This is a genomic window from Amycolatopsis sp. NPDC058986 (assembly GCF_042741125.1).
In the GTDB taxonomy this organism is placed as follows: Bacteria; Actinomycetota; Actinomycetes; order Mycobacteriales; family Pseudonocardiaceae; genus Amycolatopsis.
On the sequence record NZ_JBHYJW010000041.1, the window covers coordinates 18,500 to 33,699 of the forward strand.

A 15,200-nucleotide genomic window follows, 5' to 3' on the forward strand; every position below is an offset into this window, starting at 1 on the left:
CGGTTTCAGGAGTCGTGCGCGAGCGGCCGCACGTGGGTCGGCGGTCCTTCCACGCCACAGTGGAAACACTCGCCGGGGTGCGGACATTCGCCGACTGGATGCTCTTCGGGCGGAGTACCCAGAACGCCGTTGTGAATGCCGAGCGCGATCAATCCGCCCGCGGCGGCGAGCACCGCGCAGATCACCAGCGACGTCCGCCAGCCCGCGGTGAGCGCCGCCGGATCGGTGTACGACGCGCCGGTGAGTCCCGCCGCCGCGGGCAGCACCGCGACCGCGAGAAGACCACCCGAGCGGGCGATGGCGTTGTTGACCCCGGAGGCGACGCCCGCGAACCGGTCGGGGGCCGCGGCGAGCACGGTCGCGGTCACCGGGGCGACCACGACCGACAGCCCGAACCCGAACACGCAGACCGCGGGCAGCACCGCACCGAGGTAGGAGGCGCCGGGGCCGACCCGCATCAGGAGCAGCATGCCGGCGGCGATCAGCAGCGGCCCGGCGACGAGCTGCGTCCGAGGGCCGATGCGCTGGGCGAGCGCCCCCGACCGGCCGGACAACACGAGCATGATCAGGGTGATGGGCAGTCCCGCGAGCCCCGCGGCCGTCGGCGAGTAGCCGAGCGAGACCTGCAGCTGCATGACCATCAGCATCATGACCCCGCCGAGCGCCGCGTAGACGACGAACGTCAGCGCGTTGGCCAGGGTGAACGTCCGGTCGCGGAACAGCGCGGGCGGCACCAGCGGATCCGCCGAGCGGTGCTGGACGAAGACGAAGGCGCCGAGTCCCAGCACGCCGGCGACCGCCGCGATCAGCACGAGCGGGTCGCCGATACCGCGTCCCGGGGCCTCGACGAGCGCGGCGGTGATCCCGGCGAGCCCGATGGCGCCGAGCGCGGCGGCGCCGAAGTCCGGATGCCCGCTGCTCTGCTGGTCACAGGATTCGGGGACGAACCTGCGGGCCATCAGCACGACCACGACGGCCAGCGGGAGGTTGATCAGGAACGCCAGCCGCCACGACCACAGCTGCACGAGGAGCCCGCCGAGCAGGGGCCCGACCGCGGCCGCGATCCCGCCGAGCCCGGACCACGCGCCGATCGCGCGGGCCCGGTCGTCGTGGGCGAACGAAGCCTGCAGGATCGCCAGCGAGCCCGGCGTCAGGAGCGCCCCGCCGATGCCCTGGAGAATCCGCGTGACGACGAGCATCTCGGTGGTCACCGCGGCCGCGCACAGGCCGGACGCGACGCCGAACCAGATCACGCCCGCGACGTACATCCGGCGCCTGCCGTAGCGGTCGCCGAGCGATCCCGCGACGAGGATCAGCGCGGCGAGCGCGAGCATGTAGCCGTCGAGGATCCACTGCAGACCCGCGACCGAGGCGTGCAGCTCTTCACCCATCCGGGGCAACGCGACGTTGACGATCGTGCCGTCGAGCATCGCCATACCGGAGCCGAGGATGGTCGTGGCCAGCACCCCGCGCGCGGCCGAGGTGCCCCACCGGATCCCGGCGTCCGCGGTCGCCGTCACTGTGCCGTTCCGCCCAGTAGTCGCATGGGATCACCGTGGCCCGCGTCCCCGGGGAACGCAAGACGCGGCCCCGGGACGGCGGCAGCGTGATCAGGGAAGCAGGGTCGTGACGAACTTGTAGCGGTCGCCGCGGTAGGTGGCGCGGGCGAACTCGACCGGTTTGCCGTCGGTCGCGAAGGAATGCCGGGTCAGCAGCAGCACCGGCATGCCGACGTCGGCACCGAGCATCTCGGCTTCCCTCGGCCCGGCGAGCGACGTCTCGATGGTCTCCTCGGCGCGTTCGAGTTCGACGCCGTAATGCTCGTGCAGCGTGGCGTAGAGCGAGCCGCCTGCGGACATGTGCTTCTTCAGCCCGCGGAATCGGCCGAGCGGCAGGTGCGTGGTCTCGAGCGCCATGGGCTGGGAGTCGGCGAGGCGCAACCGGCTGAGGCGAAGAATTTTCGCGCCCGACCGGATTCCGAGCAGTTTCGCCAGATCGCCCTCGGCCGACAGCTCTTCGAGATCGAGCAGTTTGGACGACGGTTTGAGGCCCTGCCTGCGCATGTCCTCGGTGTAGGAAGACAACTGGAGACGCTGGGCGAGTTTCGGCTCGGCCGCGAAGGTGCCCTTTCCTTGAACACGGTGCAAGCGGCCTTCCGCGGTCAGGTCGGCCAGCGCCTGCCGGACCGTCGTGCGGGACACCGTGAACTCGCCGGCGAGCGCGCGTTCGGTGGGAATGGGCGAGCCGGGCGGCAACGCGTCGAGCAGGTCGAGAAGATGCTGCTTCAATGCCCAGTATTTGGGCTCCCGCTGGCCGCGAATCGTGCTCACCGAGCCTGCCTCACCCGTGGTGGTTGTCTCCAACATGACCGAACTCCCTCTGCCTTCCCGCTCTGACGCGCCACGCTCCCTGTAGGAAACGTACCCTTCTCCACAAACGCCCCGCCCGGCTAGCATTGGTCTAGACCTGACCGACGCCGCCAGCGCTTCGGGACAGCACGTCCCGGTGGAGAGGAAAGTGATGACCGAACAACGTCCCGGCGAGCACATGGCCGCGGAAATCGCCCAGCAACCGGCAGTTCTCGCCGGGCTGGTCGAGCGTCAGGCCGAAATCGCCGAGGTGGCGGAAAAAATCTCACAGCGGCCCCCGCGATTCGCCCTCCTCGCCGCGCGTGGCTCCAGTGATCACGCTGCGTTGTACGCGAAATACCTGATCGAGGTACTGCTCGGCCTCCCCGCCGGCCTGGTCTCGCCGTCCACCGCCACGCTCTACGGAGCCCGTCCCGACCTGCGGGACGTGCTCTTCGTCACGGTCAGCCAGAGCGGCGGCTCCCCCGACCTGATCGAGGTCACCGAAACCGCGCGCAGCCAGGGCGCGCTCACCGTGTCCGTCACCAACACCCCCGAATCGCCGCTGCGTGCGGCGTCCGAGCTGGGTGTCGACATCGGCGCGGGGGTCGAGAAGGCCGTCGCCGCGACCAAGACGTACTCCGCGACGCTGATGGCGTTGTACCTGCTCATCGACGCCGTGCGCGGTGGGAAGGCGGCCGACGCGGCGAAGATCGGCGAGCTGGCGCAGCAGACGCTCGACAGCGCGGACGCCGGTGTCCAGCGCGCGGTCGACCGCTACCGCTTCGTCGACCGGGTCCTCACCACCGGCCGCGGCTACTCCTACGCCTCCGCGCTGGAGGGTTCGCTGAAGCTGGCCGAGACGAGCTACCTCGCCGCCCGCGCGTACAGCGGCGCGGACCTGCTGCACGGCCCGGTCGCGGCCGTCGACGGCGAGACCGCGGTGCTCGCGGTGACCAGCAACGGGCACGGCGGTCAGGCCATGCGCGAGGTGCTGGACGCGGTCGGCAAGCGGGGCGCGGACGTGCTCGCCGTCGGCTCGGCGGCCGAGGACGTCCCGGCGGCGCTGCGCATCGGCGTCGCGCCCACGGTCGAGGAGCTGGCGCCGATCCTGGAGATCCTGCCGATCCAGCGGATCGCGCTCGGCCTGTCGCTCGCGCGCGGCGGTGACCCGGACAGCCCGCGCGGGCTGCTCAAGGTGACCAAGACCCGGTGAGTTACACGATCGGCGTGGACGCCGGTGGCACCTCGACCCGCGCGGTCGTGGTCGATGCCACCGGCGTCGTGCTGGGCCGGGGACGTGGCGAAGGCGCCAACCCCAACGCACACGAGCCCGCCGTCGCCGCCGGACGCGTCGCGGACACGATCGTCGCGGCGCTCGGCGAGCTCGATCCCGCGCGCGTGCGCGCCTGCGTGGTCGGTATGGCCGGGGTGAGCAAACTGTCCGATCCGTCCGTGGCGGCGGTTTTCGCCGCCGCGTGGGAGCGGATCGGGCTGAGCGGCGTGGTGCGGACCGTGACCGACGCGGAGGTGGCGTTCGCCTCGGCAACGTCCTCACCGGACGGAACGGTCCTCGTCGCGGGCACCGGCTCGATCGCCGGGCGCATCCGGGACCACCGGCTCGCCGGCACGGCGGGCGGGTACGGCTGGCTGCTCGGCGACGAGGGATCGGCGTTCTGGCTCGGCAGGGAGGCCGTGCGCTCCACTTTGGAGGCACTCGGCAGGGGCCTGCCGCTCGACGGGCTCGCCGCCGCGGTGCTCGCCGAGGCACTGGCACTGTCCGCTGTGGACATTGTGACCGACAGCGACCGGATCACCGCTTCCCGTGCTCTCATCACGAAGGCGAACGCCGACGCGCCGATCCGCCTCGCGCGTTTCGCTCCGCTCGTGAGCGCGGCCGACGCCGCCGGGGACCCCGCGGCGAAGCGGATCACCTCGTCCGCGGCCGAACTTCTCGTGGCGAACGCCCTCGCGACACGCGAGCCCGGCGAGTCGTCACCCGTTGTGCTGGTCGGCAGTGTGCTGTCTCCCGAAGGACCAGTCGGCGCACTGGTACGGGCCCGGTTGACCGGTTGCGAGGTGCTGACCAGCTCCGACGGCGTCCTCGGCGCGGCGTGGCTTGCCGCTCTGGCCGCCTTCAAGGGCGACGCGATGCGCCCTTCGGAACAATAAAAATCGGCAAAAGGTGGCACAACGAGTCGAAAACATCGACGCGAGCCGGGTTGTCCGGGTACCGTAGGAACCGGCCCCCGGACCCTCCCCCCTCGCCGGGGGCCGCCTTATGCCTTGGGTACGTCACCCGGCGGGTCATCCGGCACAGCGCGCAAGCCCGGATGTCCCGCCGGCAACGTCCGGAAGAGCACCCAGCCGCTCACCGCGACGGTCAGCGCCACCAGCGGCCAGGAAAGCACCGTGCGGGCCACACCCAGCGCGACGACCTGGCCGGACCACCACAGCCCGCCGTACACCAGCACCCGCAGGGTGTACTGGCCGAACACCCAGACCCAGCTCGCCCGTGAGTAGGCGCGCAGCAGCGCGGGATCGCGGCGCCACCGCGTCTTCTGTCCCGTCACCAAGCCGACCACGACGCCGAGCAGCGGCCAGCGGACGACGATGCTCGCCGCCCACGCAAGCGCGCTGGCCACATTGGACAGCAGCTGGATGAGGAAGAAGTCCTCGGCACGCCCGGTGTGCAGCGCGATGAGCGCGGCGACCACCACGGCGGCCACGCTCACCACCAGCGCGCGGGCCTTGCCGCCGCGGGCGATCCGGAACACGGCGAGCGCGGCGGCCACCGCGATGGCCGCACCGGCGCCCCAGGCGATCGACCGGCCGGAGACGAGCCAGCCGACGACGAACGCGACCGGCGGGATGCTCGCGTCGATGGCACCCTGGCGGCCGCCGAGTACCTGCGCGAGCGACTCGCGGCGCACGGATTCGTCGGTCACGCTCTCCAGCCTGCCCGAAGCCGGTGAGCGCCCTGGGCACGGGGAGACCTACACCACATGCGTAGCGCATGGCCCAGTGGAGCGATTTACGTCACGAGCTGTGAAATCGACGTAATGGAGATGCGCCGACATCCGGCAAGATAAGAGACTGTGACTGCCGGTTGAACCCGACGGGCTCAGGGGGACTGCGCCCGAAGGTTAGTTGGGGTGTACAACTATATGTCGGGGGCAGCGCGACGGACGGGAAGGGGACCCAGCGTGTTTGACAGTTATGTGGCGATCGGCGACAGCTTCACCGAAGGCCTGAACGACGAGTTGCCCGATGGCACCTTTCGCGGGTGGGCCGACCGGCTGGCCGAGATCCTCGCAGGTGGGCGAGCCGGTTTCCAGTACGCGAACCTCGCGCTGCGCGGCAAGATGATGGACGAGATCCTCACCGAGCAGCTGCCGATCGCCCTCGAGCTGAAGCCCGATCTGGTCACCGTGTGTGCCGGCGGCAACGACATCATCGTGCCCGGCGCCGACGTCGACGCGGTGGCCGCCCGCTTCGAGGCCGGGATCGCCTCGCTGCGCGCGGCCGGGATCCCGGTGGTCATCTTCAACGGCCCGGACACCAAGTCGCTGTCGGTCATGCACGTGCTGCGGAGCAAGGTCGGCCTCTACAACGCCCATCTGTGGGCGATCGCCGACCGGCACGGCGCCAAGATGGTCGACATGTGGGGCATGGAACCGCTGCACGACCGTCGCGCGTGGAGCGACGACAGGCTGCACTTCACGCCCGAGGCGCACCGGCGGATCGCGCTGCGTACCGCGGAGGTGCTCGGCGTTCCCGTCGAGAGCGACTGGCGCGAGCCGTGGCCGGAGACCGGCGAGCCCCACACGTGGATCACCTCGCGCCGCTCGGATCTGGAGTGGACGAAGGTGCACCTGCTGCCGTGGATAAGGCGTCAGCTCAAGGGCGAGTCCATGGGCGACGGCCTGTCCCCCAAGCGACCCCAGCTGGCTCCGCTGGCTCCCGTCGAGCTGCCGGTCGAACTGCCCGGCAGCGCCGCCGCCAGCTGACCCGGACGCGGGGTGGCGCTGAGTCGCCAAGTCGGGCCGCCCGGCTTACAGTCCCCTTATGCCCGGCGCACGCAGCTGGATCCGGCTGATTCCGATCGCGCTGCTGGTCACTGCCCTGCTCGCGGGGATCGTGACCTGGCTGCGTTCGGGTGCCATCGAGTCGGACCTGACCGCACGGTCACAGGCCGCGCTGGCCGCGGCCGGGCTGCCGCCGGGCACCGTGAGCTTCTCCGGGCGGGACGCGACGCTGAGCGGGTTCCCGCCGGAGCAGGCGACCCGCGCGCTCGACGTCGTCCAGTCCGTGGACGGGGTGGGGGCGGCCGGGATCTCCGGCGACGTCCGGCCCGCGGGGCCACCGCCGGGAAGCGCTTCCCCGCCACCGCCCGCGACGCCGCCGTCGCAGGAACCGCCAAGCACGCCACCGAGTTCCGCCGCACCACCGGCCGACAAGGCCGGGCTGCAGGCCGAGATCGATCGCGTCCTGGCCGCCACGCCCATCACCTTCACCCCGGACAGCTCCCGGCTCACCGCCCGAGGCACCCAAGCCGTCCGTGAGGTGGCGAAGGTGCTCACGAAGGCTCCGGACGGCTTCCAGTTCCGCGTCGGCGGGCACGCCGCGCGCGGCCCCGGTGGCGAACGCGCCGCGCTCCGGTTGTCCCAGGACCGCGCCAGGGCGGTCGCGAAACTCTTGCAGGCCAACGGTGTTCCGCAGGATCGGGTCACCGCGCAGGGCTACGGCGACACCCGGCCCGCCGCCGGCGGCGACGACCGCCGGGCCGAGATCACGGTCGAACAGGGGTGATGGCGATGTTCTGGCTCTTCGCACAGATCTGGCTCTGGCTGCTCGTCGCGTTCCTCCTCGGGATGGTCGTGACGTGGCTGCTGATGCGGGCCGCGCAACGCCGCGAGACATCCGCCGAAGCCGCGTACGCCGAACCCGAGCCGGAACCGGACCGCGAGGTCCACGAGACCCACGAACCGGCACCACATGCGGCGGAGGAAACCCAGTACATCCCGCAGGCCGCCTATGCCGAAGAGGACCACGGCCACCACGAGGACGACTACCACTACCCGCCCGACGAGTACTCGCACGATGAACAACCGCACTACCTGGACGAGGAACCGGACGTTCCCGAACCCGAGGGACATCGCGAAGGCCAGCTCCCCGCGTCGGCACCACCGCACGCACAGCACGTCCAGGAGGAGCCCGCCTGGCCCGCCGCCGACGACTGGCCGTCGGAGCACCAGGACGGGCCCACCCCGGACGGCCCATCGCCCCGCTCCCACCAACCGGGGCGCAGGAGCTGACACCCACCTGGTAAGTTCGGCTACGCACTGTGAGCGGGAGCCGAGCACGTTCTTCGATCGGGAGCCCCGAGGCGACGAAGGAGGCTGTCGATGGCGCTCCCGCGCTGGACGGCGGAGAACCTGCTGCCACCCGGCCGCCATCACGCCGACCTCGCCGACGTCTACGAGCGGCTGGTCTTCGACGCGCCGCACCAGAACGAGCGCGAGATCCTGTTCAGCGCGTTGAACAGTTATCTGGGCGTGGCCAGGCGGATCATCCCGTCCGGGCGGGCGTGGATCGGCGGCGCCTTCGTGACGCGGACCCCGCATCCGCCGCACGGTCTCGACGTCGTGCTGATCCCGGACGAATGGGGTGCGCTGAAGCGCCTCGACGACGCCGGCCGGTCTGCCCTGTACGGCCTGCTGACGCTGCGGGGCGTGTTCGTCGGGCAGCCCGCGATGTACCTCGATCAGGTTCAACCGGTCGGGGGGATGCTGGACGGCTTCCTGTGCCGCCCCGGCGACGAGGACGTCTGGGCCGAGGTCTGGGCCGAAGGCGGCAAGGGATATCCGGAGATGGTCTGGTGAGGAACGAATTCCGCCGCGTCGCGGACGAGATCCCCGGCGGCACCTGGCTCGACGACCTCGCGCGCGCGTCGGCGATGGCCGCGAACGCCAAGTTCGAGCGGACCTGCCGCTCGCCGCTGCTGCACGTGTCGGTCATCGGCGAGACGCACATCGACGCGTACACGTTCTCCGACATCAGCCGGGCGCTGCAGGACGCGACCGCGAAGATCGGGCACATCATCCGCAACCCGTCGAACGAGGTCACGATCGTCCAGCAGGCCGACCGGGACAAGGCCCCGCTCATCCAGCGCGGCCAGGCGGGCAACGCGATCTTCTTCGGCTTCCCCGAACTGGAAGACCAGGCCGACGCGCTGATCCACGACGGGATCGAGACGCTCTCCGAGCGCGCGGTCAAGGAGCTGTGCGACTTCCTGCCCGCCAACGGCTCCGACGACGGCGCGCTCGACGCCGTCCTGCTCCAGCGCGACACCGTCCGCAACGCGGTGAGCGACGTCGTCAACGCGGTCAGCAAGCACGCCGGGATCGGGATGGCGCTGACACCGACGTCCGGCGAGCAGGTGACCCGCAGCATGACCACCGAACAGGCCAGGATCCTGCAGGGCAGCCTGCGGGAGTCCCGCGAGGCCGTCGGCTACGAGACGGTCAGCGGGCGGCTCGACGGCGTCCGCACGCGGCGGCGGATCTTCTACCTCGAACGCGAATCCGGCGGCACGATCCAGGGCGCGGTCGCCGAGGACCTGCTCGACCAGATCAAGGAGAACCTGGACCGTCCGGTCACCGCGCGGCTGCGGGTCGTGCGCACCACGACCATCGACGGTCGCCGCGGGCGTCCGGTGCACGAACTGCTCGAGATCACTCCCGAAGTGAGCCTGTTCGACCACTGAGGCGACGCAAGCCCACCCAACCACTGAAGGACGCCTTCAGTGCGCTCGACGCACCGAAGGCGTCCTTCAGCGCATCACCGATTACCCAGAGTTGCCAACTGGGCCGCACGGCTCATTCCCCGTTCCCGCGAACGCCCGTGCGCATTGCGAATTCCGTCGGCACCCGGCGATGCGGAAAAAACGGACCGATCCAGCGGGCCGACTTGTCCGAAAGACCCATCTCCATTGGCATTTGCTGGGAAATCCGATAATTCCTGCATTGACCATCGTTAGCACTGGTCAACGAATGACGGGACACTCGCGGTGAAGGTGGGACAATGACGTTTTCCAGTATGTAACGATTTCGTTCGGCGCCACACTTTTGGGTTAACGTCGGCCCTCTCCGAGCCGAAGGGCAGTGCAAATGATCACCGAGCCGCCGTACCCGCGCTCGACCGCGCGACACGGCCGAGGAGAGGATCCGATCGCCGCCAGCCAGCGACGCAGAGCGAGCAAGGTGAAACCGCGCCGGAACGTGCTCGGCCTCATCGGTCTCGTATGCGGCGTGGCCGCGCTGGGGGTGGCTTTCCTTCCGGTCGCCGACCTGGCGGCCTGGCCGCTGTCGGCAGGCGGTCTGGTGCTCTCGATCGTCGGTGTCGTCCAAGCGCGCCGCGGCACGGTGGGCGACCGGGGCGCGGCCGTCGCCGGCGTGGTCGTCGGTGTGCTCGCGATCCTCGCGACGGCGGGCTGGCTCGTGTACCGGACCTTCTTCAGCGGCGGCACCGAGGCGGGCTTGCACATGCCCGCGGTGAACGGCGACAAGCACACCGTCGGTTTCGTGGTGACCGCGAACGGCGGGGCGAACGTGCGGTACGGGAGCCTCAACACGCAGCGGACCGAGACCGCGCCGTCGAGCACGGACGCGTGGCGGCAGCAGGCGTCCTACAACTCGGGCGCGTACCTGCTGACGTTGACCGCAGACTCGCCGAACGGCAGCGTCAACAACCAGATCAGCTGTTCGATCACAGTGGACGGCAAGAAAGTCGCCGAGAACACCGGCACGACGATCGCGCTGTGCACGGCCAACGTCGGCTGAAACCGTCCCGGGAAAGGGCTTTCGGGGGAGCCCCACCACACCACGTGTGGTGCCTGGCGCCCGGCCGGTTCTCCCCCCCGCCGGTCCCCGGCCGGGCCGCCTGAGCCGTCACGGGACGGCTCCTGGTCGAACCCGGCTAGGGGTTGCGGGTTCGACGCGCCCGCTTCACAGACCGCCCCTCCCCTAGGGCTCAGCGGGCACTGGCCGGACCCTACGCGGATCTCGGCCTGCGTCACTAAGAATCCACTAAGGGTGCGCACTTGGGCACCCCCTGACAGGTCATTTTCCGCTCGATGGCACACCGATTCCGGGACCGAAAGGGCACATTCGCGTGTTCGAACGGGCAACTCCCGTGTCCGGACGGAGATCTCGTGTGTTCGGGCGGAGAACCCGTGTGTTCAGTCCGGACCGGTCAGTTCGACACGGACAGTGCCGGTCAGTTTCGGATTCGCGCGCTCGTAGATCCGCAGTGCCGTCGCGAACTCCTCGCGCGCGGCCTCGGCCTCACCCCTGGTGCGCAGCACCCGGCCCAGCGTCAGGCGCAGCACGCCCTCCTGCAGATCGAACCCGCAGCGCACGGCGAGGTCGATGGCCTCCCTGGCGTACCGCTCGGCGTCGTCGAACACGCCGATCCGGAGGTTGAGCTCGGCGAGCCGGTTCAGCGACACGACCGCGTAGCAGTCGTCGCCCAGCTCCCGGTCGATCGCCAGCGCCTCGAGCTGGTGCGCGATCGCGTCCACGTACCGTTCTGCCCGCTTCTCGACCACCGCGCAGTCGTTCAGCACCTGTCCGAGCAGTTCGATGTCCTCGCCGCGTTCGGCCTCCGACAGTGCCCAGCGCAGCCGTTCGACCGCCCGTTCGTGCTCGCCGGACAGGCTGAGCAGGCTGCCGTAGTGGATACCGGCACAGATCGACAGCCGGGGGTCGCCGAGTTTGGCGGCCAGTTCCCCGGCCCGCTCGGCGTCGGCGAGACCGCTGTGCGGCACCTCGAACGTCAGCGCGATCGCGGCCCGCGCGATGAGCATCCAGCACTGCCCCGCCAGGTTGTCCGCGCCCTCGGCCGCGCGCAGCCCGCAGTCCACCATCCGCGTCCACTCGTCGAGCAGCGGCGAGACGAGCCGGTAGCTGTGCGCGACCTGCGCCAGTCGCCAGGCTTGTTCGTACCGGCCCTCGGCGTTCAGTGCGTTCAGCGTCGCCAGCACGTTCGGCCACTCCGCGGCGAACCACTCGGCCGCGTCGGCGAAGGACGGCAGCGCGGGCAGCTCGACGTCGTCCAGCTCGCCGGAGAAGTCGAACGGGTCGACGATCCGCAGCATCCGGCGGCGGGCGAGATCACCCGTGCGCAGGTAGAACCCCACGAGCCGGTCCAGTATCGCGGCCCTGCGCTCGGCGGGAAGTTCCGTTTCGGCCAGCTCACGCAGGTAGACGCGGACGAGATCGTGCGACGCGAACACGTCGCGTTCGGTCTCGGCGATCAGGTTGTGCGCGGCGAGCGCCCGCAGCCGCCGCCGGGCCTCGGCCACCGGCACCCGCGCGATCGCGCCCATCAGGTGCGGGCCCGCCGCCGGCCCCGGTACCGCGCCGAGCTGGAGGAGTATCTCGGCGACTTCGGGGGACAGACTGCGGAAGGAGACGTCGAAGGCTGCGCGCACTCCACCGTCGGCACCCTCGACCTGCAACGCGGCCAGCCGGGTGTGCTCGTCCCGGAGTTCCGCGACGAGGTCCTGCGCCGTCCACTCCGGACCCGCGGCCAGCCGGGCACCGGCGATCCGCAGGGCGAGCGGCAGATACCCGCAGAGCCTCGCCAGTTCGTGGTTGAGCGCGGCCGGACCGGCCAGCTCCTCGATGACCTGGACGGCGTCGGGCTCGGCGAGCGTCCCGAGCACCCGCAGCTTCGCCGCGTTCGACACCGCGAGCCCGTCCAGCCGCGAACGGCTCGTCACCACCGTCATCGACCCCGAGCTCGGTGGCAGCAACGGCCGCACCTGGTCGGCCGAGCGCGCGTCGTCGAGCAGCACCAGCATCCGGCGCCGGGCGATCAGTGACCGGTAGAGCGCGACCCGCTCGTGCACCCGCTCCGGGATCTGCGACGTCTTCACGCCGAGGCCGAGCAGGAACTGGGTGAGCAGTTCGGCGGGCTCGAGCGGCGAATGCCGCGAGTCGAACCCGCGCAGCGACGCGAACAACACGCCGTCCGGGAAGTGGTCGGCAACCCGGTGTGCCCACCAGACGACGAGCGCGCTCTTGCCGATCCCTGCCGTGCCCGAGACGACGGCGACGGTGCCGTCGCCCCGGCCGACCAGCCCGTCGAGCCACGCGAGATCGGCCTGTCTCCCCGGCAGGCTCGGCACCGCGGCCGGCAGCTGGGAGGGGCCGGGCTCGGGATCCGGCTGGGCGCCGCGGGTCCCGGCGGCCTCCGCGCGGGGCGGCAGATCGTCGTTGAGGATCCGCTCGTGTACCCAGCGCAGCTTGGCCTCGGGCTCGACGCCGAGCGAGTCCATGATCGCGCGGGAGACGGTCCGGTACAGCTCGAGCGCGTCACCCCGGCGGCCCGCGTAGTACAGCGCGCGCATGAGCTGGCCCGCGGTGCGCTCGGCGAGCGGGTTCGCCCGCACGATCGGGCTCAGCTCGGCGATCAGCTCCGCGTGGCGGCCCAGATCGAGGTCCGCGTCGACCCTGGCGCCGTGCACCGCGAGCCGCAGATCCTCCAGTTCCGGCGCGCGCAGCGAATCGGGCACCCCGGACAGCGCGGGACCACGCCACAGGGCCAGCGCCTCGGCCAGCAGCGCCGCGGCGGCCTCCGGACGGGCGTGCGCGGCCCGGCCGAGCAGGGACCGCGCGTGGTGGACGTCGATCCGCATCGGGTCGACCTTGAGCAGATAACCGGGCGGGCTGGTGAGGATGCGGGCACCGTCCTCGCCCTGGACGTTGCGCAGCACCCGCCGCAGATGCGAGACGTTGCCGTGCACGATGGTCCGCGCGGTGGCGGGCGGGTCGTGGTCCCACAGCGCGTCGATGATTTCGTCGAGCGCGACGACCTTGTTGACGTTCAGCGCCAGCAGGGCGAGCAGGCCGCGGACACCCGGGCCGCCGATCGGCACCGTCCGTTCGCCGACGACGAGCTGGACCGGCCCGAGCAGCCGGAATCGTGCGGTCGATCCGATTTCGGCCATGCTCGCGCCCACCTCCCCGTGTGATTCCGGCGTCTCCCCCGCCAGAAATGTCAACTTACCGTGATCGGGGGCTGACACACACGGTTCTCGCGAGAAGAACACGCGGACAAGGGTGCCAATCGGGTGCTCCGTTCGCCGCAAGAACGGCGCCTTCTCACCGAATGCCACATCAGGGACGTCGATTACGCCGGATGTCGTAATGCATTCGTACGTAACCACGGATATCGCATTCACAAAAAAAGTCGGGCCCTGCACCATCAGTCCCGATCTGATGGTGCAGGGCCCGACTTGGAGCCGTCGGCTGGGCCGCCAGGGGGCACGGTCCACCCGACTGCCACCGTCCGGCCGTCCGGGCGGGCTCACCCCGAGCTTCAAGAACCCGGACGACTTTCGGCGACGTCGGTGCGCGGACCACTGCCCGCGCGGTGGCGACAAGGTAACAGGGCGCACAGACCCGGCTACAGCCGCCCCTCCGTGCCCGGGTCCCCCGCGGGGGTCAGCGGCTCAGCGGCGTCGAGTCCCGGCCCGCGATGAACGCCGGGCGCGGCTGCGCGGCCGCGTACGGGTCGCCCAGCGCGTTCTCCACGCTGTTGAACACCAGGAAGATGTTCGACCGCGGATACGGGGTGATGTTGTTCGACGAGCCGTGCATGATGTTCGAGTCGAACCACAGCGCCGAACCCGCCTGGCCGGTGAACTGGTCGATGCCGTACTCGGCGGCCAGCTTGGTGATGTCGTCCTCGGCCGGGACACCGACGCGCTGGTCCTTGAGCGAGCTCTTGTAGTTGTCGTCGGGCGTCTCGCCGACACACTGGACGAACGTGCGCTGCGAACCGGGCATGACCATCAGCCCGCCGTTGAACGGGTAGTTGTCGGTCAGCGCGATCGAGCAGCTGACCGCGCGCGGCGCGGGCATCCCGTCCTCGGCGTGCCAGGTCTCGAAGTCCGAGTGCCAGTAGAACCCGGTGCCCTTGAAACCGGGCATGTAGTTGACCCGGCTCTGGTGGATGTAGACCTCGGAACCGAGGATCTGCCGCGCCCTGTCGAGCACCCGCGGGTCGCGCACGAGTTCGGCGATGAGCTCGCTGATCTCGTGCACGTCGAACACCGACCGCACCTCACCGGTCTTCTGCTCGGTGATCACCCGTTCGTCGCCGTGCAGGTCATCGGACGAGGACAACCGGACCAGCTCCTGCCAGTACGTCTGGACCTCGGCCGGCGAAAGCAGGTCCTCGACGACCGTGTAGCCCTTGGTCTCGTGGTTGGCCAGCGTGGCCGCGTCGATCGGGCCATCGGCGTCGGTACCCCACACGGTGGGGTGCACGCGGGGCAGGTGCTCCGGCGTGCCGGTGATCCGCGTCGGGTAGGAATCTTCGACGCGGGTGCCCATCAGTGTCACAGTGGTTCGCCTCCTGACGTTGTCGGACGGGTTCGGCTTATGAGGCTTCTTCGGTCACCAGCGGGTACACGCCGTTCTCGTCGTGCACCTCGCGGCCGGTGACCGGCGGGTTGAACACACACACGCACTTGATCTCGGTCCTGGGCCGGACCTGGTGCTTGTCGTGGTCGTCCAGCAGGTAGAGGGAGCCCGGCTTGAGCGGGTAGACCTTTCCGGTCGCCTTGTCCTCGATCTCCCCTTCGCCCGAGACGATGAACACGGCTTCGACGTGGTTGGCGTACCAGAAGTCGTTCACCGTCCCCGCGTAGAGCGTGGTCTCGTGCACCGAGAACCCGGCTCCCTCCTTGGCGAGGATGATCCGTTTGCTTCGCCAGTTCGGGGTCTTGATGTCGGACTCGGTGTCGGTGACCTCGTCCAGGGTGCGGACAAGCACAGG

Annotated in this window: 14 protein-coding genes; 8 read left to right on the forward strand and 6 right to left on the reverse strand. The window is 70.3% G+C overall.

Annotated elements, in window-relative coordinates; genetic code table 11:
• Window positions 1-5: 5 nt before the first annotated feature.
• Window positions 6-1,520, reverse strand: a complete 1,515-nt coding sequence (locus ACFW0G_RS30245) for an MFS transporter (RefSeq protein ID WP_378328831.1) — start codon at window positions 1,518-1,520, stop codon at window positions 6-8.
• Between the two features lie 90 nt (window positions 1,521-1,610).
• Window positions 1,611-2,366: a GntR family transcriptional regulator gene (locus ACFW0G_RS30250; protein ID WP_378328832.1), complete on the reverse strand. Its 756-nt coding sequence runs from the start codon at window positions 2,364-2,366 to the stop codon at window positions 1,611-1,613.
• A 154-nt stretch (window positions 2,367-2,520) separates the two neighbouring features.
• Between ACFW0G_RS30250 and ACFW0G_RS30255 the strand changes: the two genes are divergently transcribed.
• Window positions 2,521-3,564: an SIS domain-containing protein gene (locus ACFW0G_RS30255; RefSeq protein ID WP_378328833.1), complete on the forward strand. Its 1,044-nt coding sequence runs from the start codon at window positions 2,521-2,523 to the stop codon at window positions 3,562-3,564.
• Window positions 3,561-4,520 (forward strand): N-acetylglucosamine kinase, encoded by a 960-nt coding sequence (locus ACFW0G_RS30260; RefSeq protein ID WP_378328834.1) that lies wholly within the window; start codon window positions 3,561-3,563, stop codon window positions 4,518-4,520. The genes ACFW0G_RS30255 and ACFW0G_RS30260 overlap by 4 nt, the downstream gene beginning before the upstream one ends.
• Before the next feature lie 107 nt (window positions 4,521-4,627).
• On the opposite strand, the gene ACFW0G_RS30265 is transcribed toward ACFW0G_RS30260, so the two are convergent.
• Entirely contained in the window at window positions 4,628-5,296 is a 669-nt protein-coding gene (locus tag ACFW0G_RS30265) for a DUF3159 domain-containing protein (RefSeq protein WP_378328835.1), read from the reverse strand.
• A gap of 258 nt (window positions 5,297-5,554) precedes the next feature.
• On the opposite strand from ACFW0G_RS30265, the gene ACFW0G_RS30270 reads away from it, so the two are divergent.
• The 6 genes from ACFW0G_RS30270 (at window position 5,555) to ACFW0G_RS30295 (ending at window position 10,192) form a co-directional block, all read left to right on the forward strand.
• Complete coding sequence (locus tag ACFW0G_RS30270) at window positions 5,555-6,358, forward strand: SGNH/GDSL hydrolase family protein (RefSeq protein WP_378328836.1); 804 nt, start codon at window positions 5,555-5,557, stop codon at window positions 6,356-6,358.
• A gap of 58 nt (window positions 6,359-6,416) precedes the next feature.
• Complete coding sequence (locus ACFW0G_RS30275) at window positions 6,417-7,160, forward strand: OmpA family protein (RefSeq protein WP_378328837.1); 744 nt, start codon at window positions 6,417-6,419, stop codon at window positions 7,158-7,160.
• A 5-nt stretch (window positions 7,161-7,165) separates the two neighbouring features.
• Window positions 7,166-7,666, forward strand: a complete 501-nt coding sequence (locus ACFW0G_RS30280) for a hypothetical protein (RefSeq protein WP_378328838.1) — start codon at window positions 7,166-7,168, stop codon at window positions 7,664-7,666.
• Window positions 7,667-7,756: 90 nt separating this feature from the next.
• Entirely contained in the window at window positions 7,757-8,233 is a 477-nt protein-coding gene (locus ACFW0G_RS30285) for a DUF6932 family protein (RefSeq protein WP_378328839.1), read from the forward strand.
• The gene (locus tag ACFW0G_RS30290; protein WP_378328840.1) at window positions 8,230-9,117 is read left to right on the forward strand and encodes a hypothetical protein; all 888 of its coding nucleotides are present in this window, start codon (window positions 8,230-8,232) and stop codon (window positions 9,115-9,117) included. The genes ACFW0G_RS30285 and ACFW0G_RS30290 overlap by 4 nt, the downstream gene beginning before the upstream one ends.
• 403 nt (window positions 9,118-9,520) lie before the next feature.
• Window positions 9,521-10,192 (forward strand): DUF4190 domain-containing protein, encoded by a 672-nt coding sequence (locus tag ACFW0G_RS30295; RefSeq protein ID WP_378328841.1) that lies wholly within the window; start codon window positions 9,521-9,523, stop codon window positions 10,190-10,192.
• A 398-nt stretch (window positions 10,193-10,590) separates the two neighbouring features.
• Here ACFW0G_RS30295 and ACFW0G_RS30300 read toward each other — a convergent pair whose 3' ends face one another.
• The 3 genes from ACFW0G_RS30300 to ACFW0G_RS30310 all read right to left on the reverse strand — a co-directional run bounded on the left by ACFW0G_RS30300 (window position 10,591) and on the right by ACFW0G_RS30310 (window position 15,197).
• Window positions 10,591-13,365, reverse strand: a complete 2,775-nt coding sequence (locus ACFW0G_RS30300; RefSeq protein WP_378328842.1) for a BTAD domain-containing putative transcriptional regulator — start codon at window positions 13,363-13,365, stop codon at window positions 10,591-10,593.
• A gap of 496 nt (window positions 13,366-13,861) precedes the next feature.
• Window positions 13,862-14,764: an ectoine hydroxylase gene (gene thpD, locus ACFW0G_RS30305; RefSeq protein ID WP_378328843.1), complete on the reverse strand. Its 903-nt coding sequence runs from the start codon at window positions 14,762-14,764 to the stop codon at window positions 13,862-13,864.
• A 37-nt stretch (window positions 14,765-14,801) separates the two neighbouring features.
• Entirely contained in the window at window positions 14,802-15,197 is a 396-nt protein-coding gene (locus tag ACFW0G_RS30310) for an ectoine synthase (RefSeq protein WP_378328844.1), read from the reverse strand.
• Between the last annotated feature and the right edge of the window lie 3 nt (window positions 15,198-15,200).